Source organism: Proteus sp. CD3 (genome assembly GCF_008808075.1).
GTDB classification, from domain to species: Bacteria; Pseudomonadota; Gammaproteobacteria; order Enterobacterales; family Enterobacteriaceae; genus Proteus; species Proteus appendicitidis.
The window spans coordinates 3,033,526-3,057,756 of the sequence record NZ_CP019686.1 but is presented as its reverse complement, the minus strand read 5'-3'; the positions used below and the strand labels follow the sequence as shown (position 1 = coordinate 3,057,756).

At 39.2% G+C, this 24,231-nt stretch carries 21 protein-coding genes, 1 tRNA gene and 1 riboswitch; of the genes, 11 read left to right on the top strand and 11 right to left on the bottom strand.

Annotated features, from left to right (window positions below; genetic code table 11):
• Nucleotide 1 precedes the first annotated feature (1 nt).
• The 5 genes from BTA34_RS13675 to rpsU all read right to left on the bottom strand — a co-directional run bounded on the left by BTA34_RS13675 (nt 2) and on the right by rpsU (nt 5,300).
• Nucleotides 2-361: a hypothetical protein gene (locus BTA34_RS13675; protein WP_151436032.1), complete on the bottom strand. Its 360-nt coding sequence runs from the start codon at nt 359-361 to the stop codon at nt 2-4.
• A 425-nt stretch (nt 362-786) separates the two neighbouring features.
• Nucleotides 787-863, bottom strand: a tRNA-Ile gene (locus tag BTA34_RS13670).
• A gap of 317 nt (nt 864-1,180) precedes the next feature.
• Entirely contained in the window at nt 1,181-3,037 is a 1,857-nt protein-coding gene (gene rpoD / locus BTA34_RS13665) for an RNA polymerase sigma factor RpoD (protein WP_151436778.1), read from the bottom strand.
• Between the two features lie 186 nt (nt 3,038-3,223).
• The gene (gene dnaG / locus BTA34_RS13660; protein ID WP_151436777.1) at nt 3,224-4,972 is read right to left on the bottom strand and encodes a DNA primase; all 1,749 of its coding nucleotides are present in this window, start codon (nt 4,970-4,972) and stop codon (nt 3,224-3,226) included.
• Nucleotides 4,973-5,084: 112 nt separating this feature from the next.
• Complete coding sequence (rpsU, locus tag BTA34_RS13655) at nt 5,085-5,300, bottom strand: 30S ribosomal protein S21 (protein WP_001144069.1); 216 nt, start codon at nt 5,298-5,300, stop codon at nt 5,085-5,087.
• Between the two features lie 342 nt (nt 5,301-5,642).
• Here rpsU and tsaD point away from each other — a divergent pair, with 342 nt between their 5' ends.
• A complete protein-coding gene (gene tsaD / locus BTA34_RS13650; protein ID WP_098941951.1) occupies nt 5,643-6,665 on the top strand; it encodes a tRNA (adenosine(37)-N6)-threonylcarbamoyltransferase complex transferase subunit TsaD in 1,023 nt (340 codons plus the stop codon).
• 80 nt (nt 6,666-6,745) lie between these two features.
• Here tsaD and plsY read toward each other — a convergent pair whose 3' ends face one another.
• Nucleotides 6,746-7,402, bottom strand: a complete 657-nt coding sequence (plsY, locus tag BTA34_RS13645; RefSeq protein ID WP_023582777.1) for a glycerol-3-phosphate 1-O-acyltransferase PlsY — start codon at nt 7,400-7,402, stop codon at nt 6,746-6,748.
• A gap of 104 nt (nt 7,403-7,506) precedes the next feature.
• Here plsY and folB point away from each other — a divergent pair, with 104 nt between their 5' ends.
• Nucleotides 7,507-7,857, top strand: coding sequence for a bifunctional dihydroneopterin aldolase/7,8-dihydroneopterin epimerase (gene folB, locus BTA34_RS13640; protein ID WP_099074474.1), 351 nt, complete (start codon nt 7,507-7,509; stop codon nt 7,855-7,857).
• Here folB and BTA34_RS13635 read toward each other — a convergent pair whose 3' ends face one another.
• Nucleotides 7,858-9,096, bottom strand: coding sequence for a multifunctional CCA addition/repair protein (locus BTA34_RS13635; RefSeq protein WP_151436031.1), 1,239 nt, complete (start codon nt 9,094-9,096; stop codon nt 7,858-7,860). It abuts the gene before it with no gap.
• A 26-nt stretch (nt 9,097-9,122) separates the two neighbouring features.
• Nucleotides 9,123-9,743 (bottom strand): TIGR04211 family SH3 domain-containing protein, encoded by a 621-nt coding sequence (locus BTA34_RS13630; RefSeq protein WP_100158810.1) that lies wholly within the window; start codon nt 9,741-9,743, stop codon nt 9,123-9,125.
• Between the two features lie 219 nt (nt 9,744-9,962).
• On the opposite strand from BTA34_RS13630, the gene BTA34_RS13625 reads away from it, so the two are divergent.
• The 3 genes from BTA34_RS13625 (at nt 9,963) to hldE (ending at nt 15,273) form a co-directional block, all read left to right on the top strand.
• Entirely contained in the window at nt 9,963-10,886 is a 924-nt protein-coding gene (locus BTA34_RS13625) for an inorganic triphosphatase (protein WP_151436030.1), read from the top strand.
• A 26-nt stretch (nt 10,887-10,912) separates the two neighbouring features.
• Nucleotides 10,913-13,753, top strand: a complete 2,841-nt coding sequence (gene glnE, locus BTA34_RS13620; protein ID WP_151436029.1) for a bifunctional [glutamate--ammonia ligase]-adenylyl-L-tyrosine phosphorylase/[glutamate--ammonia-ligase] adenylyltransferase — start codon at nt 10,913-10,915, stop codon at nt 13,751-13,753.
• A gap of 95 nt (nt 13,754-13,848) precedes the next feature.
• Nucleotides 13,849-15,273, top strand: a complete 1,425-nt coding sequence (gene hldE / locus BTA34_RS13615) for a bifunctional D-glycero-beta-D-manno-heptose-7-phosphate kinase/D-glycero-beta-D-manno-heptose 1-phosphate adenylyltransferase HldE (protein WP_151436028.1) — start codon at nt 13,849-13,851, stop codon at nt 15,271-15,273.
• Nucleotides 15,274-15,381: 108 nt separating this feature from the next.
• On the opposite strand, the gene BTA34_RS13610 is transcribed toward hldE, so the two are convergent.
• Nucleotides 15,382-16,086, bottom strand: coding sequence for a GntR family transcriptional regulator (locus BTA34_RS13610; protein WP_151436027.1), 705 nt, complete (start codon nt 16,084-16,086; stop codon nt 15,382-15,384).
• Nucleotides 16,087-16,387: 301 nt separating this feature from the next.
• On the opposite strand from BTA34_RS13610, the gene BTA34_RS13605 reads away from it, so the two are divergent.
• Both BTA34_RS13605 and BTA34_RS13600 read left to right on the top strand, forming a co-directional pair.
• Nucleotides 16,388-18,016, top strand: a complete 1,629-nt coding sequence (locus tag BTA34_RS13605) for an alpha-glucoside-specific PTS transporter subunit IIBC (protein WP_151436026.1) — start codon at nt 16,388-16,390, stop codon at nt 18,014-18,016.
• Nucleotides 18,016-19,338, top strand: coding sequence for a 6-phospho-alpha-glucosidase (locus tag BTA34_RS13600; RefSeq protein WP_151436025.1), 1,323 nt, complete (start codon nt 18,016-18,018; stop codon nt 19,336-19,338). Before BTA34_RS13605 ends, BTA34_RS13600 begins: the two co-directional genes overlap by 1 nt.
• A 103-nt stretch (nt 19,339-19,441) precedes the next feature.
• Here the strand turns inward: BTA34_RS13600 and ubiK are convergent, their stop codons facing one another.
• Entirely contained in the window at nt 19,442-19,753 is a 312-nt protein-coding gene (ubiK, locus tag BTA34_RS13595; protein WP_151436024.1) for a ubiquinone biosynthesis accessory factor UbiK, read from the bottom strand.
• Between the two features lie 202 nt (nt 19,754-19,955).
• A riboswitch (FMN riboswitch) is annotated at nt 19,956-20,115 on the top strand.
• 124 nt (nt 20,116-20,239) lie between these two features.
• Between ubiK and ribB the strand changes: the two genes are divergently transcribed.
• From ribB to BTA34_RS13575, 4 genes are all read left to right on the top strand, one after another.
• Nucleotides 20,240-20,893: a 3,4-dihydroxy-2-butanone-4-phosphate synthase gene (gene ribB, locus BTA34_RS13590; protein WP_151436023.1), complete on the top strand. Its 654-nt coding sequence runs from the start codon at nt 20,240-20,242 to the stop codon at nt 20,891-20,893.
• A gap of 178 nt (nt 20,894-21,071) precedes the next feature.
• On the top strand, nt 21,072-21,857 hold the full coding sequence (ygiD, locus tag BTA34_RS13585; protein WP_151436022.1) for a 4,5-DOPA dioxygenase extradiol: 786 nt from the start codon (nt 21,072-21,074) through the stop codon (nt 21,855-21,857).
• A gap of 296 nt (nt 21,858-22,153) precedes the next feature.
• Nucleotides 22,154-22,378, top strand: coding sequence for a hypothetical protein (locus tag BTA34_RS13580; RefSeq protein ID WP_072070061.1), 225 nt, complete (start codon nt 22,154-22,156; stop codon nt 22,376-22,378).
• A gap of 60 nt (nt 22,379-22,438) precedes the next feature.
• The gene (locus tag BTA34_RS13575) at nt 22,439-22,996 is read left to right on the top strand and encodes a helix-turn-helix transcriptional regulator (RefSeq protein WP_151436021.1); all 558 of its coding nucleotides are present in this window, start codon (nt 22,439-22,441) and stop codon (nt 22,994-22,996) included.
• Between the two features lie 65 nt (nt 22,997-23,061).
• Here BTA34_RS13575 and BTA34_RS13570 read toward each other — a convergent pair whose 3' ends face one another.
• The gene (locus BTA34_RS13570) at nt 23,062-24,225 is read right to left on the bottom strand and encodes a glutathionylspermidine synthase family protein (RefSeq protein ID WP_151436020.1); all 1,164 of its coding nucleotides are present in this window, start codon (nt 24,223-24,225) and stop codon (nt 23,062-23,064) included.
• Nucleotides 24,226-24,231: the final 6 nt, after the last annotated feature.

Below are 24,231 nucleotides of genomic sequence, written 5' to 3'. Positions count from 1 at the left end.
ATTAATGTTTTGATAATCCAATCATATATAAGGCATCTTTACCAGGAAAAGTCTTTTCCTCCCCAACACATACGGCTATATCTGTCTGTGTCAGAAATGAAACCTTAGCGATATCGTAAAGTGTTGTTGCATTGTACATAATGCCATAATGATATGAGCCACCAGTTTCAGGGGTAAATTTTATATTGGCTGCTAACACTGGCTTTTTTCCATTATTATAACTATTAGTCACAACGGAGAAGCTGGAAATTTTGCCATTTTTTACGCTTCCATTTAATTCTTTGCAGTAACCTTCAAAATCAGTACCGGCATGAGAAAATGCTGAAAAGGAAAGAAGACTAATAATTAGTAATTTTTTCATTTATAACCTCGATATTTATTTGCAGTATTTGTATGTAATTGCAGTGCATTCCATTCCATTCCATTAGATCAATAATTGATGTTTAATGTGGATCAAATATGTACATCAAAGTAATGGAGGCGATTTAAATATACCGAGTTGGTGCGTTTATAAAATATGTTTTTTTAACATGTTGCAATGGAAAAATAATATTTACAGAATGAAAGTGTTTTGGGGATTTTATCTAATGTAAATAAATAGAAATAGAATATGTTATGTTTTTCTGGGAACTATTTTTTGTGATTTAACGAGTTTTAATATAGCGATTCTATAAATATTAACGTAGTTAAAAATATTTGATGGGCAAAAATGGGGCAATGGCTTGTAGAAACAAAAAAGCCACTTGCTAAGAAGTGGCTTAATGTGCTGATTTAACAGCTAAAATTTGGTGGCCCCTACTGGACTTGAACCAGTGACCAAGCGATTATGAGTCGCCTGCTCTAACCAACTGAGCTAAGGGGCCTTAATGGAGTGTGATTATACGTGCCATTTGGCACGAGGTCTAGCCTTTGAATGACTGTATGCGCAAATTCTGTTCAATCTAAACAATAAAAAAATAAAACAGAGAATAACTGTGATATCAATAACATAGCGTAACGATTTATAGGTAAGCTTACGCACAGGTGCAATAATATAAATAATAAGGCTATTTTTTATAAATATGTGTAGGTGAAATCTATCCTAGATTAGATAGATTGTTGATACCGTATCGAAATCCCATAAAAAAACGCCTGTGATATCACAGGCGTTTATTATAACTTTTATTGAAAAGTAAGTTGATTACTCATCAAGGAAGCTACGTAACACTTCAGAACGGCTTGGGTGGCGTAATTTACGCAGAGCCTTCGCTTCAATCTGACGAATACGTTCACGGGTAACATCAAACTGTTTACCCACTTCTTCCAAGGTATGGTCGGTATTCATATCGATACCAAAACGCATACGCAGGACTTTCGCTTCACGTAATGTTAAACCTGCTAACACTTCGTGAGTTGCTGAACGTAAGCTTTCTGATGTTGCAGAATCCAGTGGTAATTCGAGAGTAGTATCCTCGATAAAATCACCTAAATGTGAATCTTCATCGTCACCGATTGGTGTTTCCATGGAGATTGGTTCTTTAGCGATTTTCAGTACCTTACGGATTTTATCTTCAGGCATCAGCATGCGTTCTGCAAGCTCTTCTGGTGAAGGCTCTCGTCCCATCTCTTGCAACATTTGACGCGAGATACGGTTCAGTTTATTAATCGTTTCGATCATGTGAACAGGGATACGAATTGTACGCGCCTGATCCGCGATTGAACGAGTAATTGCCTGACGGATCCACCATGTTGCATAAGTTGAGAATTTATAACCACGACGGTATTCAAATTTATCAACCGCTTTCATCAGACCGATATTCCCTTCCTGAATGAGGTCAAGGAACTGTAAGCCACGGTTGGTATATTTTTTCGCGATAGAGATAACGAGACGTAAGTTCGCTTCGACCATCTCTTTTTTCGCACGACGTGCTTTTGCTTCACCGATAGACATACGACGGTTAATATCTTTAACCTGTTCGATTGTCAGTCCAGTTTCAACTTCAATTTGTTGCAGTTTTTGTAGACTGCGTTGTACTTCTTCTTCAATACCTGCCAGCTTTTCAGACCAAGGCTTATTCATTGCACGAGCAGCAGTGAACCATGTGTCATTGGTTTCGTTACCTGTAAACAGCGTAATGAAGTTTTTCTTTGGCATCTTAACTTGATCAACACAAAGACGCATGATGTGGCGCTCTTGAGCACGAACTCTGTCCATCATGTCACGCATGTTGTTAACTAAATAATCAAACTGTTTCGGTACTAAACGGAACTGTTTGAAAATTTCAGATAACAATAAGATTTCAAGCTCTGTATCTTTGTGGTTACGACCTTTCGCCTTGATAGTTTGGCGAGTTTTTTCGTATTGCTCACGAAGCTCAGTAAACTTCTGGCGCGCTAATTCAGGATCGATGCTGTTATCGTCATCGCTATCGCTGTCATTGTCGCCATCTTCGTCTTCATCGTCATCTTCGTCTTCAGCGTCATCGGCAACTTCATCATCTTCTTTGCCTAAATTGACATCTTCACTTTCTGCCATTTCTTCGGCATTAGGGTCAATAAACGCAGTAATTAAGTCTGAAAGACGTGCTTCGCCAGCTTCAACACGATCATACTGTTCAAGAAGATATGTAATTGCTTCAGGATATTCTGCAACAGAACATTGAACTTGGTTAATACCATCTTCAATGCGTTTTGCGATATCAATTTCACCTTCCCGGGTGAGCAGTTCAACGGTACCCATTTCGCGCATATACATACGCACAGGGTCGGTTGTACGGCCAATCTCAGATTCTACACTAGAAAGCACCTGAGCTGCGGCTTCTGCAGCATCATCATCAGTATCATTTGAATTTTCTGCCAGCATCAGATCATCGGCATCAGGTGCTTCTTCCATAACCTGAATGCCCATGTCGTTAATCATCTGGATGATGTCTTCGATTTGATCTGAATCGACGATATCTTCCGGCAGATGGTCATTGACCTCAGCATAGGTCAGGTAGCCTTGCTCCTTACCTTTAGTAACAAGTAGCTTCAGCTGTGACTGCGGGTTTTGCTCCATAAGACGGTATCCACACTTCAAAGTAATTTGGGTTGGTGTCGGTCGGCGATAACTGTTCAGCCAACAATAACTACGGAGGGGCATTTTCATTGTCGATTGCTACGGTCCCCTCAGCGTAGCAAATGTAGGTTTTTAGTACCTACCGATAGCGGCAATTAAGCCGTGTTTTTAATCTTAATTCTGTGTTTACTTTTTAACGCGTGCCTGTATTATCAATTGGACTTCTTCGCGTTCATCTTGCGTTAGACCTTCTGTTCTCTCTTTCGCAATAAGCGCGTTTAAACGTTCATCCATTGCGGTTAAAAAAAGATGATCTAACGTATCTGTAAAGGTTTTCTCTGCAATCTCATCTATATCTATATCGTTCCACATTGCCAATTTTTCAAGCTGTTTACCGAATTTATTCTCTCTATAGAGTTCGATAATCTGTCCTGTATTCAGGCCAGGTTGTGCTTGGCAAACAGAAACTAATTCAATAAAAAGTGATAGACCTGCAATTTTTTCTGTACTTAATCCCTCGAGAGGGGGCACTAATTTAGAGAACTCTGGGTTTTGTATCAATAGGGCAATCAATATACGCATCGGCGTTGTGCGTAATTTTGTCGGTTGATACGATAACTCGTGATTAACCGGCGTTCTACCAAATAAACGATCCATTTGCTCAATATCGGGATTTCCCGTTAAGCTTCCAAGCTCTCTTAATAAATATAGACGCAAAGTTTCACTTGGGATCTTATCTATTAATGGTCGGGCTAAACTATATAGCTTACCATTGCCTTCTTGAGTACTTAGATCCACTTGAGGAACGAGTGAATCAAATAAAAATTCTGATAATGAATGTGCTTGTTCCATACGCTTTTCAAAAGCTTCTTTACCTTCACGACGAACCAATGAATCAGGATCATCACTTTCGGGTAAAAACATAAAACGTAAAGAGCGACCATCATTTAAAAAAGGAAGGGCGGTTTCTAATGCTCGCCATGCGGCATCACGTCCAGCTCTGTCTCCATCATAGCAGCAAATAATGTTATCCGTTGTCCGAAAGAGCAACTGGATATGTTCTGCTGTGGTGGAAGTTCCTAATGAGGCAACGGCATAATCAATACCAAACTGCGCTAATGCCACAACATCCATATAACCTTCAACAACTAATAGCTTTGTGACGTTATTATTAGATTGTTGTGCTTCATAAAGCCCGTAAAGTTGACGTCCTTTATGGAATATCTCTGTTTCTGGTGAGTTTAAGTATTTAGGTAAATCATCACCTAAAACACGTCCACCAAAGGCAATAACACGACCACGTCTATCTCGGATAGGAAACATGACTCGTTGGCGAAAACGATCATAAGTACGACCATTATCGTTAGTTATTACCATACCCGCTTCAAGAAGTAAGGCTTTATTATCGGCACTTTGACCAAAACGTTTTAGGGCGTTATCCCAACCTGCTGGTACAAATCCAATAGAAAAACGGGTAATAATATCTTCACTAAGCCCACGATGCGCAAGGTAGTTTCTTGCTTCCTGTGCATCAGGTTTATTGAGAGCGCTACTATAATACTGATTCAATTTCTCCATCACTTGATAGAGATTTTGTCTTATATGTCGTTCAATAGGGCTACTGCTTGTTCCTGATTCATAAGGAACTTCTAACCCATGCATTGCTGCTAACTCTTCAATGGTTTCGACAAAATCGAGCCTGTCGTAATTCATCAAAAAATCAATAGCATTGCCATGCGCGCCGCAACCAAAACAGTGGTAAAACTGTTTGTCGCTATTTACTGTGAAAGAGGGCGTTTTTTCATTATGAAACGGACAACACGCTGAATGATTTTTGCCTTGTTTTTTTAACGGCACGCGAGCGTCGATAAGATCGATGATATCGGTTCGAGCTAGCAAATCATTGATAAATGAACGTGGAATTCGTCCAGCCATAAGCCCTTTTACGTCTGTTGTTGAACGAGAATAAGCCGCGCTCTCAGAAGAAAGCACGGCCTTTAACTGCGACTACAGTGTCTGCATACGTTGCGGTACAAGCCGCAAAATATTAGTACAGACGAGTACGACGTGCGTTTTCGCGAGCTAATTTTTTAGCGTGACGTTTTACTGCTGATGCTTTAGCGCGTTTACGTTCAGTCGTTGGTTTTTCATAAAACTCACGACGACGAACTTCTGCTAATACGCCTGCTTTTTCACAAGAGCGTTTGAAACGACGAAGAGCAACGTCAAATGGCTCGTTTTCACGTACTTTGATTACCGGCATGTGCCTCTCACCTCAATAGAAATCGGTTTGCGCTGGCATTATTTAAGCCAGCCGACATTTAAAATGGTGCGGAATTTTACTTCAAAGCAGGGCACTTTGTAAAGAGATGCACAAAATTGAAACGCAAACTCTCACTTTTGTGTCTTTTTTGGGAGTACACAAAAAGCGAAAGTCGCTAACCACACATTTAAATCACTTAAAATAGGTGAATAATTATAGACCAGAAAAAGGAATTTGTCACATGCTGGTATGTAAAAGATGTTGCGAAGGCGTATAAAATCACCGAAATAATGATACAATCGATTCATTACGCGAGTTAGCGAAGAAGAATTTGGAAGCGTCATGCGAGTTTTAGGTATTGAAACATCTTGCGATGAAACCGGTATCGCAATTTACGATGATAAAGCCGGTCTATTAGCGAATCAACTTTATAGTCAGATTAAACTGCACGCCGATTATGGTGGAGTAGTTCCTGAACTTGCTTCACGGGATCATATCCGTAAAACAGTACCGCTTATTCAAGCGGCACTGAAAGAAGCAAATCTTACAGCACAAGATATTGATGCGGTTGCTTATACTGCTGGCCCCGGTCTTGTTGGTGCGCTACTTGTAGGCGCAACCATTGGACGCTCATTGGCTTTTGCGTGGGATGTTCCCGCTATTCCTGTTCATCATATGGAAGGTCATTTATTGGCACCAATGCTTGAAGAGAAAACACCAGAGTTTCCATTTGTGGCACTTTTGGTTTCTGGTGGGCATACACAGTTAATTAGCGTAACAGGAATTGGCGAATACACCTTATTAGGTGAATCTATTGATGATGCTGCTGGTGAAGCTTTTGATAAAACAGCAAAACTGTTGGGATTAGATTACCCTGGCGGCCCAGTTTTATCGAAAATGGCGCAACAAGGCACAGAAGGTCGCTTTGTCTTTCCTCGCCCAATGACAGATAGACCAGGACTTGATTTTAGTTTCTCGGGGTTAAAAACCTTTGCGGCTAATACTATTCGTCAAAATGATGATTCAGACCAAACTCGCGCTGATATTGCACGGGCATTTGAAGATGCGGTTGTTGATACGCTTGCGATAAAATGTCGTAGAGCTTTAGAACAAACGGGCTTTAAACGTTTAGTGATGGCAGGTGGTGTAAGTGCTAATCGTACATTACGCGCAAAAATGGAAACCGTAATGAAGCAATTAGGTGGCGAAGTTTTTTATGCGCGCCCAGAATTGTGTACTGATAATGGTGCAATGATTGCACTAGCGGGAATGATCCGCTTTAAAGGCGGTACAGAAGGTCCATTAAGCGTAACAGTAAGACCGCGTTGGCCTTTAGCTGAGTTGCCAGCACTTGAAAATAAGTAGCGCGTCAGTACGTCAGTAGTAAAAGAAAAGCCACTGAAAAGTGGCTTTTTTATCCATCCTATCTTTACGATTTGGTGAGATTAATCTTCTTTTTCTTGCTCTTTAGCTTCTTGAATAATCTCTTTTTCTGTTTTTTCAGTCTTTTTCTTTAATTTATGCCAGATTCGGCTCTCTTGACCACGCCATAAACGTTGAATATTGTCGTGATGACGGTAAAGTACCAGACATGATAATAAAGCAACGGGATAAGTGAATTCTGGTTTAAACCACCAAACATAAAAAGGGGCAAGCAGTGCGCTGATAATCGCACCAAGCGATGAATAGCCACTCAGTAAGACGGTGAGTAACCACGTTCCTGCGATAAGCCCACTTAAATCCCAACCAATGGCAGCGATAGCACCAAATGCAGTGGCTACGCCTTTTCCGCCTTTAAAGTGGAAAAAAACAGGATAAATATGACCTAGACAAGCCGCTATTGCGACAATGCCGAGGTAAAAAGGAGGCACATTTAAGTAATAGGCGAGCCAAACAGGGATCATCCCTTTGAGGACGTCACAAATAAGAACGGCTGCAGCGGCTGCCTTTCCTCCAATACGTAGGACGTTAGTTGCTCCGGGATTGCCAGAGCCAAATTTTCTTGGATCAGGGAGTCTTGCCAGTCGGCAAATCAATATCGCGCTGGAGATTGAGCCGCACAAGTAGGCGAAGATGATCATTCCAAGTGCGTTAGCACTCATTTGTATTCTCCAATGTTTATGTAAGTTCGTTAGGCATGTATGGATAATACGCATATTTCATCGGAAGTGGTATCCGATGAGCAGAAAAAATAAGAGATGACGTGATGGATATCGTATTTATTGAGCAATTATCAGTAATAACCACAATCGGTGTTTATGATTGGGAAAAAACCATAAAACAAAAATTAGTGTTCGATATCGAAATGGAATGGGATAACAAACGCGCATCCCAAACTGATGATGTGGTTCATTGTTTAGATTATGCCAGTGTGAGCAATGCAATTATCGACTATGTTGAGACTCGACGTTTTGAATTAGTTGAACGAGTTGCCGAAGAAGTGGCACAGCTATTGATAACGCAATTTGCTGTACCAAGAGTAAAAATTAAATTAGCGAAACCCGGAGCGGTTGCACAAGCTACAAACGTAGGTGTGATTATTGAGCGTAAAGCTTAATTAGTGCTGATCCTGATTAAGTCGCGATTTCCATTTTATAATCGCGACTTCTCGTTGCTTGGTTAGTGCATCTCGTATTGCACTTCCTTTTAATCCACTTTCAATGATGGGCTTGATATCCACATTATTTGCAATAGCGAAAGCTTGGCAAAGAAACGCGCGTTGTGGGTAAACGAGATTTTCTAATCCTTTGCGTCCTCTTGCATCTGCCTCACTCACCATAGCTAATTGCTCAACGCGTTCAGGTTTTCGCCACGCATCAATAGCATCAAATAAGCGTATTATTTTAGAAGGGCGCATTCTATCAATACGATGGATATGATCATGAAATCTTGCCGTTAAGCGTGCCAGATCACGGATATGATTAGGAATGCGATAACGCTGGCACAAGGCTTCAACTAAAGGAACACCGGCTGGGCCGTGTCCATGGTGATGAGGCCAATTTTCAGGAGGTGTTAATCCTTTTCCCAGATCATGACATAAGGCACTAAAGCGCACCGCAATATCGTCTGTTAATTGGCTGGCGATATTAAGTACCATCATGGCATGAATGCCAGTGTCGATTTCTGGGTGCCATTTTTCAGGCGCAGGCACACCAAACAACGCATCAATTTCAGGAAAAAGAACGTTTAAAGCACCACATTGACGTAAAACTTCAAAATAGACTTGAGGCGCGTGGCTCTCAAGGGCTTTTTCAGTCTCTTTCCAAACACGTTCTGCAGTCAATGCATTTAACTCGCCACTGTGTGCCATTGTCTTCATTAATTGCAGTGTTTCAGGTGCAACATTAAATCCTAAAGGCGCAAACCGTGCCGCAAAACGTGCAACTCGCAAAACTCTTAACGGATCTTCTGAAAATGCCTCAGAAACATGGCGCAGTTGTCTCGCATTGATATCATCTATACCGTGGTAAGGATCGACATATTTACCATCATCAGAATAAGCAATGGCATTAATGGTGAGATCACGACGCGCAAGATCGTCTTCTAGCGTGACATCCGGTGCTGCATAGCAAGTGAACCCCGTGTAACCTGAGCCTGATTTTCGTTCCGTACGCGCAAGGGCATATTCTTCATGAGTATCTGGATGAAGAAAAACAGGAAAATCTTTGCCTACTTGTTGATAGCCTTGTTGTAACAGCATTTCAGGTGTTGCACCAACAACAACCCAATCTCTGTCTTTTACTGGTATCTGTAACAGTTGGTCGCGCACAGCGCCACCAACAAGGTATATATTCACGGGATCACTGTTCCTTTGACTGGATATTAGTTCATCCAACGATCATTACGTTTACGACGACGCGGAATAATATGTGGAAGGATCAGACCAAAGACAAGACCTGCGCCAGCAACACCACCGCCATACATAAACCACTGTAAGATGATATCGCGTTGTCTATCATCTAATTGTTGATTAGCAAAATCGAGTTTTTTCTCTGCGACAGCGAGCTTTGTTCTCATTTGTTCATTTTCTTTTTTCAAGCCATTGATAATGTCATCGCTGTTTGAAACTTTATTTTGCATATCAGTGGTACGTTGGTTCCAGCTTTGGTCGATATTCGCCAGTTTATCGCGTAGTGTTTGGATCTCTTTTTCCATCGCAGGAATGCGAGTACGCATGCTTGGTTGGGCGCTGAGTTGGCTTTCAGGTAACCAAACGGTACGATCTTTATCGTCCTTAATCTGTACATAACCCGTTGCTGCGTTACGAGAAAGTACAGTAACGGTTGAACCAGAATTTAAAGAGCCAACAATTCGATACTGATTTCCTGGTCCACTGTGTACATAAGTGGATAGTTCATCGGAAACATAACGAGTTTCTGCGTGTGAGCTTAGAGAAACGCCTAAGCCAAGTAAGGAAAGAAAAAGTAAGGGTAATTTTCGCATTATGTTTTCAACTTTTTTATCTATACAAGAGAATATTTTTACTGATACTAAAGAGTAAAGTTTGCGTAAGCAAATAGTAAACCAGAATGAGAACACTCTTAACTGGTAGAATATAGGGATAATCTGCCTTTTATTCATTATTGTTATTAGGCTATCACTTGCAAAATGAAAATGCGTCAAATATTTTACTAATCAATTGATTTACTTAAGGGAAATAGAATGAGCCAATTAGAAACTGAACTCAAAATGAGTGCCATACCTGCCGCTATTCCTCACATTATTCAGCGCATTCTGACTCTACCTCATCAGCACACTGCCCCTAAAAAGCTGACTAATCTTTACTTTGAAACCGCAGATAATCAAATTCGCCGTTGGGATATGGGGCTGCGTATTCGTGGTGTTGATGATAGTTATGAAATGACAATTAAAACAGCTGGTAAAGTCGTTGCAGGTTTGCATCAACGTCCAGAATATAACGTGGAATTAGCTCAACCTAAATTAGATTTAACCCGTTTCCCCGCAGAGATCTGGCCTGAAAATACCGATCTTACTCTATTAGAAACGCAACTTGATGTGCTGTTTAATACTGATTTTTATCGCGAAATCTGGCTGGTGGATTTTCAAGATAGTCAAATTGAAGTGGTGTTAGATAAAGGCGCTATTCGCACTCATCAATATGAGTTGCCAATTGAAGAGTTCGAGTTAGAACTCAAAAAAGGTCATGTATCAGATGTTATCGCATTAGCGGCTTATTTAGGTGAAAAGGGCGGATTACGTCTTGCTTCTCGCAGTAAAGCGGCTCGAGGCTATTATTTGGCGAAAGATAAACCTGCATTATCGTTGAGTGTGGTTAATCTTTCTCCTAGTGATACAACGGCTCAACAATTGACTAAATGGTTAAGTGCAATACAGGCATTAGAAGAAGCGATTTTTGCCAATCCGACGCCACCGACAATTACCATGCCTGCCATGTTGGCGTTATTTTCAGATTGGTGCAAAAAACAAGCTGATTTACCTGGTTCTATGGAACAATCGCTCAATGCGATTTCGCCGTTAACATTTACAACAGCAACCGACTATTATCATGTTTTATGGTTGAATTTTAAGTTATCTTCTATGGCGTGGTTACTGTCTATTGCTTAATTTCCTGACAACTTGAGAGTCTATTTATGTCTGTTATCGGTGTATTTCAACAATTGTGGGATAAAGCGCAGTGTGGGTTCTCTTCTCAATTGAATGCGTTAGCGCCTTTTTGTGAACAAGAACAACAGTTTTTGGCTTTTAGCCCCTTTGCAACAGAGCATTTGCGCGTTAATCCTCAATGGTTGACTGATATCAGGCAAAATCCACCAACGAGTGTGGAATGGCAGACTTATGAGCCTCAATTGACAGCAAAATTAGCCAATATTGATAATGAAGATGACGTTATGCGAGTTTTACGCCAATTTCGTCATCAACAATTAGTGCGCATTGCATGGCTACAATTTTTTCAATTAGGCGATATTCCTTGTGTGCTAAAGCATTTGAGTGTTTTAGCCGAAACATTAATTTGTGTCGCGAGAGATACGCTTTATCAGCAATGTTGCCAACAATGGGGAACGCCTTGTGATCATGAAGGAAAACCTCAGCCATTACTGATTTTAGGAATGGGAAAACTAGGTGGATTTGAACTTAATTTTTCTTCTGATATCGATTTAATTTTTGCCTATCCTGAAAATGGATTTACGCAAGGTGGACGTCGAGAACTAGATAATGCACAGTTTTTTACTCGCTTAGGTCAAAAGCTGATTAAGGCACTGGATCAACATACCATTGATGGGTTTGTCTATCGTGTTGATATGCGATTACGTCCTTTTGGAGAAAGTGGACCTTTGGTAATGAGCTTTGCAGCACTGGAAGATTATTATCAAGAGCAAGGGCGTGATTGGGAACGCTATGCGATGATCAAAGCGCGTGTTTTAGGTGCAGAAAAGAAAGAGTATTGCCAAGTTTTACGGCAAATGTTGCGTCCTTTTGTGTATCGTCGTTATATTGATTTTAGTGTTATTCAATCACTTAGAAATATGAAATCCATGATAAGTCGCGAAGTTCGTCGTCGTGGCATGATTGATAATATAAAATTAGGCTCTGGTGGTATTCGTGAAATTGAATTTATTACGCAAGTTTTCCAGCTAATTCGCGGTGGTAGAGAGCCTGAACTTCAAAGTAATTCATTATTAACGGTGCTTAACGTTATTGCGAAACTTGAATTACTCACCGCAGAAGAAACGGCACAATTAGCTGAAAGCTATCTTTTTCTGCGCCAATTAGAAAATCTTTTGCAGTCTATTGGTGATCAGCAAACCCAAACGTTGCCAGACACATTAGAAGATAAAGCCAGATTGACTTTGGCAATGGGATTTGATGATTGGGAAACGCTTTATCAAGAAATTAACCACAAGATGCAGGCTGTTTCCGTTATTTTCACGCAATTAATTGGTGAAGAAGATGAAAACGACGATGAAGATGATATCTCTGAATTTAAGCGTCTTTGGTTACTTGGTCGCCTGCCGGAAACGTCGTCATTATTTCATGAAACATTAACCAGTGAAGCGCTTGAAGCAATAAATCAGACGTTGCAGAATTTTCGCCAAGATATTGGCAAGCGAACAATAGGGCCAAGAGGGCGTGATGTTCTTGATGCCTTAATGCCAAAACTATTGGCAAAAATTTGCCAGCAACCTCAAACGTTAGTGACGCTACAACGTGTGACGCCTTTGCTATTAAGCATTGTGAGTCGCACAACGTATTTAGAGTTAATGCAAGAATCGGATGAAGTTTTAACGCATGTGATACGACTCTGTGCGGCATCTCCGATGATCGCTGAACAATTAGCGCTTCACCCTTTATTATTAGATGAATTACTTGATCCCAATTCTCTCTATCAACCCCTGCCTTTAGATGCCTATCGTGATGAACTACGCCAATATTTATTACGAGTGCCAGAAGAAGATGAAGAGCAGCGACTAGAAGCTTTACGCCAATTTAAACAAGCTCAATTATTGCGTATTGCCGCTGAAGATATTACAGGTGTATTGCCTGTAATGAAGGTTAGCGACCACTTAACCTATTTAGCTGAAGCTATTATTCATGCGGTTGTTCATCAAGCTTGGTCATATATGGTGAAACGTTATGGCGAACCTGAACATTTAGCTCATCGTGATGGGCTGGGTTTTGCGGTGATTGGATACGGCAAATTGGGGGGATGGGAGTTAGGATATAGCTCGGATTTGGACTTAGTCTTTTTATTAGATTGTCCAATAAATACTGTGACAACAGGGGCAAAACAGATTGATGCTCGCCAGTTTTATCTGCGTTTGGCACAGCGTATTATCCATTTGTTTAGTACCAGAACATCTTCTGGTGTGTTATATGAAGTTGATGCGCGTTTACGCCCTTCGGGGGAATCCGGTATGTTGGTTAGTACTATTCAAGCTTTTGATGAATATCAGAAAAATGAAGCTTGGACTTGGGAGCATCAAGCTTTAATTCGCGCTAGAATGATTTATGGCGATGATAAATTACAACAAATGTTTTCACGTATTCGCCATGAAACGTTATGTCTTTCTCGTGATGTTGATGTGTTACAAAATGAAGTACGTGATATGCGTAAAAAAATGGTGCGACATCTTGCACCAACACAAGCTGATAAGTTTGATTTAAAAACCTCATCTGGCGGTATTACTGATATTGAATTTATCGCGCAATATTTAGTCTTGCGTTTTTCTCACCAATATCCGGCTTTAACGCGTTGGTCTGATAATGTGCGTATTTTTGAACTTATGGCAAAGCATCAAGTGATGGATGAAGATGAAGCTCTCGCTTTAACACATGCTTATGTCACATTGCGTAATGAATTGCATCATCTGGCGCTACAAGCATTGCCTGCCATTGTGGATAATCATTGTTTTATCGCAGAGCGAGAGTGCGTATTAAAAAGCAAATTGAAGTGGCTTGGTGAACAAGAGTAATGGTTTGTTGGCATGAAGTCTTATGTGTATCTCTTTTTGCCTAACAAGTTATGGTATTATTTCGGCTTATTTTGAAAATAAATGTGGAGTATGGGATGAAAGTAACGCTGCCGGATTTTAATAAGGCCAATGTGTTGGTTGTCGGTGACGTCATGTTAGACCGCTATTGGTATGGCCCAACAAGTCGAATTTCGCCAGAAGCCCCAGTGCCAGTGGTTAAAGTGGATACCACAGAAGAGCGACCGGGCGGTGCCGCAAACGTTGCGATGAATATTGCGTCTCTTGGTGCTAATTCGCGTTTAGTGGGTTTAACAGGTATTGATGAAGCTGCAAAAGCATTGAGCAATACATTAAATCAGGTCAATGTGCGTTGTGATTTTGTCTCTGTTGCGACACACCCAACGATCACTAAATTACGTGTTCTTTCTCGTAATCAGCAATTAATCCGTCTTGATTTTGAAGAAGGGTTTAGCAATGTTGATCCTCAACCTATTTATGAGCGTATTCAGCAAGCATTACCTTCTATTGGTGCATTGATTTTATCCGATTATGCCAAAGGGGCGCTTTCTCATGTTCAAGAAATGATCCAACTGGCGAAAAAAGCCGGTGTGCCTGTATTAATCGATCCTAAGGGATCAGATTTTGAACGCTATCGTGGTGCGACGCTATTAACGCCAAATATGTCTGAATTTGAACAAGTGGTTGGTGTTTGTAAAACCGATGATGAGCTGGTGGAAAAAGGGACTCAATTAGTTCGAGATTTAGATCTTGAAGCGTTGCTGATCACTCGCTCAGAGCGTGGAATGAGCTTACTTCGTGCTAATGAAGCGCCATTGCATTTACCGACTCAAGCACAAGAAGTTTATGATGTAACAGGCGCTGGTGATACGGTCATTGGCGTATTAGCAACCTCTTTAGCTGCTGGTAAACCTTTAGCTGAAGCCTGTTTCCTTGCTAACGCCGCAGCAGGTGTTGTTGTGGGTAAATTAGGGACATCAACGGTATCTCCTATAGAGCTTGAAAATGCTATTCGTGGTCGTTCTGACAACGGGTTTGGCATGATGGAAGAAGAACAATTAAAACAAGCTGTCGAATTGGCGCGTCAGCGCGGTGAGCGTATTGTGATGACAAATGGCTGTTTTGATATTCTTCATGCAGGGCACGTTAGCTATTTAGCGAATGCACGCAAATTAGGTGATCGCCTTATTGTTGCGGTAAATAGTGATGCGTCTACTAAGCGCTTAAAAGGTGAAAGTCGCCCTGTTAACCCATTAGAACAGCGTATGACTGTGTTAGGCGCATTAGGTGCCGTCGATTGGGTTGTTGCGTTTGAAGAAGATACTCCACAGCGCTTAATTGCCTCTGTATTACCAGATATCTTAGTTAAAGGTGGCGACTATAAGCCAGAAGACATTGCAGGTAGCAAAGAAGTTTGGGCTGCAGGTGGTGAAGTAAAAGTGCTGAATTTTGAAGACGGCATTTCTACAACAAATATTATTAATGCGATTAAAAAGAAATAATGGCATTTATAAAAATGAAAGGCACTCTTCGGAGTGCTTTTTTTTTGCTGTCATCACAACAAATCTAATTATTAATAATGAAGCTTTAATCTTATTTGATATTAATGATTATTGTTCTCGTTTTAAATGATACTCAACAATATAATCTTGGGTATTTCTATACATTATTGAGTAATTAATATAATCACCATGAATACTGTATGATAATGTGCTGAGCCTTAATATGGGAATGTTATTCTCTATTTTTAATAATTGACAAATATTGTTATCTGGCATAATTGGGTGAAAAGTTTCGTAACTTCCCGCTATTTTTATTTGGCAAATATTTTCAATAAAATCAAATTTAGAACCTTCTAAATGAGTTAAGGTTAAATTACTAAAATATTTTACAGGCATATAACTGTCTTCAACAATAAGCGGTTTATTGTCAACATAACGTATTCTTCTTGAATAAAAGATACGTTCATTTGATTTTATGCGCAATTTACTGGAAATAGACAAAGGACAGGGAATAACACTAAACTCTATCACTTCGCTTCTTACGTTGTGAGCCGTATTAGCCATTAATTCGACAAAGCCTTTTAGGCTAGCATTTTCATGATGAACATCTTTTTCTTTAATATAAGTCCCTGAGCCATGTTTTCGTTCTAATAATCCTGCAATAACTAATAAATCTACCGCTTTACGTATTGTCATTCTTGATGCGTTGTATTGTTGCGCTAATGTTTTTTCTGCGGGTAGTGGGTCGCCAATTTGATATCCGGCAGAATTTATTTGAACTCTTAGGCTTTTTGCAATGTCTTTATAGATCATTTTTATACCTCTTTTTATTCTAAAAACTGGCTTAGTCTATTTAATTTATATGAATCTAATATTTTGATATATAGCACAATCATTTATACCTTTAAAATGTGAACGTTATCAAAAAATAAAAACTGATCTACCTTTTAACTAAAAAGTAGATCACTTAGCGTGAAAGATTAGTATGAATTAGATCACGAATAGTTCATTTTGGATGAGGGAATAAAGAGAAAAGAACCTAATCTAATTTCACAGAAGAAATATAAATTAAAGAGCATGTCATTTCAGTAGCAGTAAATAAGAGGATATTTTTATGCTCAGTCAAATACAAAGATTTGGTGGAGCCATGTTTACCCCTGTCCTGCTATTTCCTTTCGCAGGTATTGTTGTAGGCATTGCAATTCTATTACAGAATCCATTATTTATTAGTGAAGATTTATTAAAACCCGATAGTTTATTCGCTCAAATTGTTCATATTATTGAAGAGGGGGGATGGACGGTTTTTCGTAATATGCCTCTTATTTTTGCAATTGGTTTGCCAATAGGTTTAGCTAAAACTGCACAAGCAAGAGCTTGTCTTGCCGTTATGGTGAGTTTTCTCACTTGGAATTATTTTATTAATGCAATGGGAATTGTTTGGGGCAGTTATTTTGGCATAGACTTTACAAATGAAGTCGGTGGAAATAGTGGTCTTACAATGATTGCTGGTATTAAAACATTAGATACCAGTATTATTGGTGCAATTATTATCGCTGGCATTGTAACTGGGATACATAATCGTTATTTCGATAAACAACTTCCTGTATTTCTAGGTATATTTCAGGGAACATCTTATGTTGTATTAATTAGTTTTTTTATGATGTTACCGTTAGCGTGGATAACGTTATTTTTCTGGCCTAAAGTGCAAATTGGTATTCAATCTTTGCAAGTATTTATGGTTGAATCAGGCTCTTTGGGGGTTTGGATATATACCTTTCTTGAGCGTATTTTAATTCCTACTGGTTTACATCACTTTATTTACGGACCTTTTATTTTTGGCCCCGCAGTCACTGAACATGGTATTCAGGTTGATTGGGCTAGAAATATGCAATATTTCAGTCAAAGTACCCAATCTTTAAAAGAGTTATTTCCTGAAGGTGGTTTTGCGCTACATGGTAATAGCAAAGTCTTTGGTTCTATTGGTATAGCGCTTGCTCTTTATTTTACTGCGGCACCTAAAAACAGAGCTAAAATTGCTGGCTTACTTATACCTTCTGCATTGACCGCTGTATTTGTGGGAATAACAGAACCCTTAGAATTCACATTCTTATTTATCTCACCATTATTATTTGCGATCCATGCCGTACTTGCAGCTACCTTAGCGACGACACTTTATCACTTTGGGGTTGTGGGCAATATGGGCGGAGGGATCATCGATAATTTCCTCCCTATGAATTGGATCCCCATGTTTCATAACCATTACGGAATGATTATTACGCAAATAGTTATAGGTCTTATTTTTACAGTAATTTGGTTTGTGGTGTTTAGAACATTAATTATCAAACTTAATTTAAAAACACCGGGTCGTGAAGAAGACGACGAAGAGATCAAACTATATAGCAAAGAAGATTATAAAAATAAGAAATCACAGTCTTTAGATAACTCAAAAATAGCAAAAGAAGACCGCAAACTTGCACTGCCTAAAGGCATTCTTGAAGGCTTGGGAGGAAGTGTAAATATCAAATCTTTAAATAACTGTGCAACCCGTTTACGTATTGAAGTTATCGATAGCGAATTAGTTGAAACAGATGCCTATTTTAAACGGCTCGGTGTACATGGTGTAGTGCGTAAAGGTCATGCATTACAAATTATTATCGGGCTACACGTTTCTCAAGTGAGAGACAAGATTGAACAATTGATGAAAGAAGATACACAAAAAATCACCTTGTCGGAGGCTATATAATGAAGAAGTTCTCAGTCGTAATTGCAGGTGGCGGAAGTACATTTACACCCGGTATTATTTTGATGCTACTGGAAAATTTAAAACGTTTTCCATTAAGAGCCATCAAATTTTATGACAATGATGCCGAGCGGCAAGAAACTATTGCTAAAGCTTGTGAAATAATTCTTACTGAAAAAGCACCTGAAATTGAGTTTTGTTATACCACTGATCCTAAAACAGCTTTTACTGATGTTGATTTTGTGATGGCGCATATCCGTGTCGGTAAATACCCTATGCGTGAAAAAGATGAAAAAATTCCTTTACGTCATGGTGTGTTAGGGCAAGAAACCTGTGGACCTGGTGGTATTGCTTATGGCATGCGTTCTATTGGTGGCGTGTTAGAATTGGTTGAGTATATGGAAAAATATTCACCAAATGCATGGATGTTAAATTATTCTAATCCAGCAGCTATTGTCGCTGAAGCTACCCGTCGTTTAAAACCCAATGCCAAAATTTTAAATATCTGCGATATGCCAATTGGTATTGAATCACGCATGGCACAAATTGCAGGATTAAAATCACGTAAAGAGATGCGTGTCCGTTATTATGGCTTAAATCATTTTGGCTGGTGGACGCAAGTTGAAGATTTACAAGGTAATGATCTATTACCGATTATCAGAAAGCATGTTGCAGAATATGGATATATTCCAAAAGTGGCGGGAGAGCCTGTTGAAGCAAGCTGGAATGATACCTTTGGTAAAGCAAAAGATGTATGGGCATTAGATCCAGATACGATGCCAAATACTTACTTGAAGTATTATCTATTCCCTGATTATGTTGTTGAGCATTCTGATCCTAACCATACGCGAGCGAATGAAGTGATGGAGCACAGAGAAAAGAATGTTTTTAGCGCATGTCGTGCAATTACAGCTGCGGGTAAATCATCTGCTGGTCATCTTGAGATAGATGAACATGCTTCTTATATTGTCGATCTCGCAACGGCTATTGCGTTTAATACGCAAGAAAGAATGTTACTGATCGTTCCTAATAATGGATCAATTATTAATTTTGATCCTGAGGCAATGGTTGAGATCCCTTGTATTGTCGGAAGTCATGGGCCAGAGCCTTTAGTCATGGGTAAAATTCCATTATTCCAAAAAGGGATGATGGGCCAGCAAGTTGCAGTTGAAAAATTAGTGGTAGAAGCGTGGATTGAAAAGTCATATTTGAAACTTTGGCAGGCTATTACAATGTCCAAAACGGTGCCAAGCGCGACTGTCGCAAAAGCAATTCTAGACGATTTAATTGAAGTTAATAAAGACTATTGGCCAGAGTTAAAATAGTGATTAATTAACTTTTTATATCTAAAAAATAACCCTGTGTCTTTGTTAGATACAGGGTTTTTTGCTTTATGACTAAACTGAAATCAGCAATAAATTGAATAGATTAAGCTTTATTGTCAGGTTGAGTTTCTACCACAATTTCAACTTCTTCAACTTCAGTTTGAGGTTTTTCCAGTAGACCTGCTTCTAACTCATTTAAACGTTGCTCTAAACGGGTCAGTTTTTCACGAGTACGTAATAAGACTTGTGTTTGTACATCAAACTCTTCGCGATTGACTAAATCCAATTTGTTTAATTGAGATTGCAGAACAGTGCGGATTTTTTTATCAATATCATCACCAAAATCTTTAATACCCTGAGGCAGAACGTTTTGGATTTGGCGCGCGACTTGTTCAAGTTTTTTCGGGTCCAACATGGGAAGTCCTCACAAATAAAATAGAAAGCTGAGGCTAAGTGTAATATGAGGACAGAGGGAATTAAACCAGATATCAATATTATTGTTACTTTTTTATTATAAATCGTTAAATAACCGTATGTCATAAAACGATTATGTGATGAAACAGAGATTGTCGCCGATTGATGATTGCCTCTTATAATTTTAAAGCGTATAGTTTCACCGTTAATCTCAGGGCGGGGTGAAAGTCCCCACCGGCGGTAAATACCTAAATACTTGGGTAAAGCCCGCGAGCGCTTTGTGTTGCCATTGTAATGCAAAGGTCAGCAGATCCAGTGTGATTCTGGAGCCGACAGTTAAAGTCTGGATGGGAGAGAATAAAATAGCATCAGTAGGATCATTGTATCCATTCCTGTTGTTTCTGCTTGTGTGTTTATTAAGCAGAGATCCACTCCTAAGACTGCCCTGATTCTGGTAACTTTCATTAATTATTGAGGTTTTTTTACCATGAATCAGACGCTACTTTCCGAATTCGGTAATCCATTTGAGCGTGTTGAACTTGCTCTAGAAGCCCTTCGTGCTGGTAAAGGCGTGATGGTGCTCGACGACGAGAACCGTGAAAATGAAGGCGATATGGTTTTCGCAGCAGAAACAATGACCACAGAACAAATGGCGATGTCTATTCGTCATGGCAGTGGCATTGTTTGTTTATGCATTACAGAAGAACGCCGTCAACAACTTGATTTGCCTATGATGGTGGAAAATAACACCAGTCATTTCCATACCGCGTTTACGGTAACAATTGAAGCGGCACAAGGTGTTACAACGGGTGTTTCAGCATCAGATCGTTTAACCACAGTACGTGCAGCGGCGGCTGACAATGCAAAACCAAGTGATTTAAATCGTCCAGGTCACGTATTCCCATTACGAGGTCAATCTGGTGGTGTGTTAACGCGTGGCGGACATACTGAAGCGTCGATTGATTTAGCAACGTTAGCCGGTTTTAAACCCGTTGCAGTGTTATGCGAATTAACAAATGACGATGGCACAATGGCAAGAGCGCCAGAAGTGATCACTTTTGCTAAAAAGCACAATATGCCAGTGTTAACAATTGAAGATTTAGTGGCTTATCGTCTTCGTGAGGAGAAAAAAGCTGGCTGAAATTAACATGTTATAAACGACACTGAAAACACACACACACTTATATCAAGCCACTTAAGGAGACTTAGGTGGCTTTTTTCATATTTTTTGAATAACTATTTCATACTTCTTTGACTATATTTCAAGTAAGAAGGCAGTATGCTTATGTGATAAGAACACTCGCCATAAGAGGTGGTTTATGGAAACAAAAATGATGCCAGCGCTGTTTATTGGGCATGGTAGTCCAATGAATGTATTAGAAGATAATACATATACTCGCCTCTGGTCAAAATTAGGGGAAAACCTTCCTCAACCTAAAGCAATTTTAGTGATTTCTGCCCATTGGTATACTGATGGAACTTATGTGACGGCAATGTCGCAACCAAAGACAATTCATGACTTTTATGGATTTCCACCAGAATTGTATGCAATAAAATACCCAGCGCGAGGCTCGATAGGTTTAGCCGCACTGATTGAAGATCTTATTGATCCGATTAAATTAAAACTCGATATGGATCAATGGGGATTAGATCATGGAAGTTGGGGGATACTTGAAAAAATGTATCCCAAGGCAAATATTCCTGTTGTTCAATTAAGCATTGATGCGCGTCAATCAGCACAATGGCACTACCAATTAGGTCAAAAATTAGTTGAGTTGCGTAAAGAAGGCGTCTTAATTATTGGTAGCGGTAATATTGTTCATAACTTAAGAATGATGGATTGGCAAAACAGTGATGCAACGCCTTATCCTTGGGCGCTTTCGTTTAGTGAAGCAATAGAAAATAGTTTGCAAAGTGACAAAGAGCCAACTGACCTCTTTACGATTTTATCAACGGAAGAAGGGCGATTGTCTCATCCAACAGCAGAGCATTTTTTACCTGCGTTATACCTATTAGGTTTAAAACAAGAAGGTGAAAAAGTAACATTACTGAATAATGATATTGTTAATAAATCGCTCAGTATGATGACATTTCAAATTGGATAAGATTGTTCAATAAACCCAATTTATAAAATCTAAAGGTCAAATTCACTTTTATAGAATTTGACCTTTTTTATATTAAATATAATGTATCGATTCATTATATTTCCCTTATTGTTGATCTTTCCAATTTTCTATATAAATATAATAAATACTTTTAACCTTTGTTTGTATTGGTTTTATTTTTATAAAAAGAGAATTCTGATAAGCTTTTTTAGCTCTCAATATAAATATTTCTTGTTGAGAATTTCACTGTTGACACTTGTCAACGGTTGGGGTTAAATTAAGCTTATTGGAGGTTAATGAAGAAACATCCAAATAAACATATTCAATCTGCTATTGAATATGCTTTGGAGCATGAATGGGTATGGATCGCTTCAGGTAGTCATTCACATACATTTTGTAAACTACGTTGTGGCAATCCAGCTAATGAACATAAAAATCATCAGATAAGTATTTGGTGTACGCCATCAAATATGGAAAATCATGCTAAGCAGATAATAAGAAAGGTTAATCAGTGTTTTTGATCTTTTAGTAAATAAAGCGACTTAGGTCGCTTTTATCAGGATGAATTTAGAGGAATAACGATGCCTTTATTTAATTTTACATTAACATTATCAGGTGTATCGAGTGATATTGATGGATTGGAAGATGCTTTATTTGAGAATGGTTGTAATGATGCTTTAGTCTGCTTTTATGGGAAATCTGTATATTTAGAATTTGATAGAGATGCAAATTCATTAGATGAAGCTATCAGTTCTGCAATAATGAATGTTGAGTTAACAGGGATGAAAATAAGAGTGGAGTCTGTAGATTCTACAATGGTAGGTTTAAGTGATATTGCAGAGCTAACAGGATTAACACGACAGGCAATTGCATTATTAAAAGATGGTTTAAGAGGCGATGGAAATTTCCCTTCACCCATTCAGCGGATAAAAGGTCAATCTCCATTATGGGATTGGTCTGTTGTTGCTGATTGGTTAGAAAAAAATAATCGTTTACATAAATGTCCTGAACTTAGCCAACATGCCAAAATATTGTGCAAATGGAATTTAGCTTTACGAATAAGCAACAATGAAAATAACATTGAATTACAAGAAACTGTCGAGAAGATATTGGCGCTAAGAAGACAAATTAACGAGTAAAAACACAAACACCCCAAAGTTAATTAACCATGAGGTGTTTGAATACAGATATAATCGGTTTTAAATTAATCTAAAATAATATGTGGATAGAAGCGTGAGAGATCTTGAGTAATAAGCTCTCTATCTTCTCTAATGCAAATACCTGCGGATTGATCGTTAACCAACCAGCTACCAATTAATGTATAGCTATCACCGAATTTTGGTAGTGGATGGAAATCTTGAACAATAAAGCCTTCTTCACCGTAAGGACCATCTGCAACAGCAATATCTTTGCCATTTTCAACAATACGAATATTTGCACCTTCGCGTGAAAACAGTGGCTTGATAACATAACGTGATAATGAATCAGGCGCTTTACCATCATAAAAATAGGCTGGTAGCAGATTTGGATGATTAGGGAACATCTCCCAAAGCATTGGCAGTAATGCTTTATTCGAGATAATACTCTTCCAAGATGGCTCCAACCAACGAATGCCTGCATCAGCTAACTTAGTTGAGAAGTCTTCGCGGAACATAAATTCCCAAGGGTAAAGCTTAAACATATTGCTGATTATCTGATCTTGCAGATCAGTTAACTCACCACGTTCACCTAAACCCAGATCTTCAATAAAGACAAAGTCAGTTGTTACTTCTGCTTCTTCAGCACAATCTTGCAAATATTGAACTGTACCACGATCTTCTTCCGTGTCTTGGCAACAAGACATATGCAGATAACGCATGCCGTATTGATCACGCAGCTCTGCGAATCGATCAATTAACTTCTCTTGAATACTATTAAATTGATCAGCATTTTGCGGTAAACGGCCTGCATTGACTTGATCTTCAAGCCAGATCCATTGGAAAAAAGCAGATTCATACAACGAAGTGGGGGTATCTGCATTATTTTCTAACAATTTTGCTGGGCTTTTGCCGTCATAGGCTAAATCAAGACGTGAATAGAGAGAAGGTTGAGACGATTTCCATGAATCACGGACAAAATCCCAACAGTGACGTGGGATTTGAAAACGAGTCAGCAACTCTTCACTATTAGCCACTTTATCAGCGACTTGCAAGCACATCTGATGTAACTCTTCCGTCGTTTCTTCTAACGTTTCAACCTCTTCCATTGAGAATTGATAATAAGCATTTTCAGACCAATAAGGCTCGCCATACATTGTATGAAAGTTAAAGCCAAATTCGGTTGCTTTTTCACGCCAATCCGGGCGTTCAATGATATTTTCACGTTTCATGGTTTT

Excerpts from the sequence above, each read along its gene's own strand:
- BTA34_RS13675 (WP_151436032.1), bottom strand. The coding sequence starts at position 361 with ATGAAAAAATTACTAATTATTAGTCTTCTTTCCTTTTCAGCATTTTCT.
- rpoD (WP_151436778.1), bottom strand. The coding sequence starts at position 3,037 with ATGGAGCAAAACCCGCAGTCACAGCTGAAGCTACTTGTTACTAAAGGT.
- dnaG (WP_151436777.1), bottom strand. The coding sequence starts at position 4,972 with ATGGCTGGACGAATTCCACGTTCATTTATCAATGATTTGCTAGCTCGA.
- rpsU (WP_001144069.1), bottom strand. The coding sequence starts at position 5,300 with ATGCCGGTAATCAAAGTACGTGAAAACGAGCCATTTGACGTTGCTCTT.
- tsaD (WP_098941951.1), top strand. The coding sequence starts at position 5,643 with ATGCGAGTTTTAGGTATTGAAACATCTTGCGATGAAACCGGTATCGCA.
- plsY (WP_023582777.1), bottom strand. The coding sequence starts at position 7,402 with ATGAGTGCTAACGCACTTGGAATGATCATCTTCGCCTACTTGTGCGGC.
- folB (WP_099074474.1), top strand. The coding sequence starts at position 7,507 with ATGGATATCGTATTTATTGAGCAATTATCAGTAATAACCACAATCGGT.
- BTA34_RS13630 (WP_100158810.1), bottom strand. The coding sequence starts at position 9,743 with ATGCGAAAATTACCCTTACTTTTTCTTTCCTTACTTGGCTTAGGCGTT.
- BTA34_RS13625 (WP_151436030.1), top strand. The coding sequence starts at position 9,963 with ATGAGCCAATTAGAAACTGAACTCAAAATGAGTGCCATACCTGCCGCT.
- glnE (WP_151436029.1), top strand. The coding sequence starts at position 10,913 with ATGTCTGTTATCGGTGTATTTCAACAATTGTGGGATAAAGCGCAGTGT.
- hldE (WP_151436028.1), top strand. The coding sequence starts at position 13,849 with ATGAAAGTAACGCTGCCGGATTTTAATAAGGCCAATGTGTTGGTTGTC.
- BTA34_RS13610 (WP_151436027.1), bottom strand. The coding sequence starts at position 16,086 with ATGATCTATAAAGACATTGCAAAAAGCCTAAGAGTTCAAATAAATTCT.
- BTA34_RS13605 (WP_151436026.1), top strand. The coding sequence starts at position 16,388 with ATGCTCAGTCAAATACAAAGATTTGGTGGAGCCATGTTTACCCCTGTC.
- BTA34_RS13600 (WP_151436025.1), top strand. The coding sequence starts at position 18,016 with ATGAAGAAGTTCTCAGTCGTAATTGCAGGTGGCGGAAGTACATTTACA.
- ubiK (WP_151436024.1), bottom strand. The coding sequence starts at position 19,753 with ATGTTGGACCCGAAAAAACTTGAACAAGTCGCGCGCCAAATCCAAAAC.
- ribB (WP_151436023.1), top strand. The coding sequence starts at position 20,240 with ATGAATCAGACGCTACTTTCCGAATTCGGTAATCCATTTGAGCGTGTT.
- ygiD (WP_151436022.1), top strand. The coding sequence starts at position 21,072 with ATGGAAACAAAAATGATGCCAGCGCTGTTTATTGGGCATGGTAGTCCA.
- BTA34_RS13580 (WP_072070061.1), top strand. The coding sequence starts at position 22,154 with ATGAAGAAACATCCAAATAAACATATTCAATCTGCTATTGAATATGCT.
- BTA34_RS13575 (WP_151436021.1), top strand. The coding sequence starts at position 22,439 with ATGCCTTTATTTAATTTTACATTAACATTATCAGGTGTATCGAGTGAT.
- BTA34_RS13570 (WP_151436020.1), bottom strand. The coding sequence starts at position 24,225 with ATGAAACGTGAAAATATCATTGAACGCCCGGATTGGCGTGAAAAAGCA.